The following is a 779-nucleotide window of genomic DNA, read 5'->3' as shown; positions in this document are numbered from 1 at the left end:
GGTTTCGGGGCGCTGTGCGAGCCGCACCGTCCCCACGTCGTCGCCCGACTCCCGCAGCCCCGACGGGTCCTGCGCCGCCCGCTCCCCGAACGGCTCCGGCAGCGTGCGCCCCTCGGCCGCCGCCACCAGCCCCGCCTCGACCGCGTCCGCATCCGGCCGCCCCGCCGGATCCTTCGACAGCAGCCGGTGGATCAACGGGCCGAGCACACCCGCCCGTTCGGGCCGCGGCGGGTCGACGGACAGGATCGCGGCGAGCGTCGACTCCAGCGTCGTACGGCGGAACGGCGACCAGCCCTCGACGGCCGCGTACAGCAGGACCCCCAGCGACCACAGGTCACTCGGCGGCCCGGCGCCGTCGCCGGACATCCGCTCCGGCGCGATGCACTCCAGCGAGCCGACGAACTCGCCGCTCACCGTCAGCGACTCCTCGCCCTGGATGTGCGCGATGCCGAAGTCGGTGAGCACGACCCGGCCGTGCGCGCCGAGCAGCACGTTCGCCGGCTTCACGTCCCGGTGCACGATGCCCTTGGCGTGCGCGGCACGCAGCGCGCCGAGGACGGCGAGCCCGATGCGGGCCGCCTCCCGCGGGGCCAGCGGCCCGCGCTTCAACGCCTCGTGGAGCGACTCACCGCGCACCAACTCCATGACGATCCACGGCAGTTGGTCCTCCACCACCACGTCGTGCACGGTGACCGCCGACGGATGGTCGACGCCGGCCGCGGCCCGCGCCTCGCGCTGGAGGCGTGCGTAGGCGCGCCGCTGCGCCTCGCCGTGCGGGT

General features: G+C 75.7%; 1 protein-coding gene. It reads right to left on the bottom strand.

The window, feature by feature from the left end; all coding sequences use genetic code 11:
- A partial coding sequence (locus G3I40_RS44625; protein ID WP_164560494.1) for a serine/threonine-protein kinase occupies positions 1-779 on the bottom strand: 779 nt, incomplete at both ends.

The sequence above is a fragment of the Streptomyces sp. SID14478 genome (assembly GCF_010548525.1).
Taxonomy (GTDB): Bacteria; Actinomycetota; Actinomycetes; order Streptomycetales; family Streptomycetaceae; genus Streptomyces.
This window is presented reverse-complemented; position numbering and strand designations above follow the sequence as displayed.